At 44.4% G+C, this 252-nt stretch carries 1 protein-coding gene; it reads right to left on the reverse strand.

Annotated features, from left to right (window positions below):
• Positions 1 to 252 (reverse strand): L,D-transpeptidase (locus tag R0K30_RS22805; RefSeq protein WP_410613224.1); only part of this gene is annotated, 252 nt, incomplete at both ends.

Here is a 252-nt window from a genome sequence, read left to right on the forward strand (position 1 = left end):
CGACTTTTTACCATCATCACTCGTATAGGTGTAATTGGGCTCATGAATTTTTACTTTGACCTGATGCGTACCCGTTGGTGAAGGTGTTGCTGTACTGCCTACTGTCGTCGGGTAACTGGCTACCAAATTATTACTATCGTCATAAGCATATAGCGTTTGGGTGTCTTTATCAGCGACCACGCGACTTACTGGTGTGGTGTTGGGATTGCCTGGATTATAGACGATAATAGTTTCACCACTTTCGAAGCTAGC

This window comes from Bacillus sp. SIMBA_154 (genome assembly GCF_046536015.1).
GTDB lineage: Bacteria > Bacillota > Bacilli > Bacillales > Bacillaceae > Bacillus > Bacillus pumilus_P.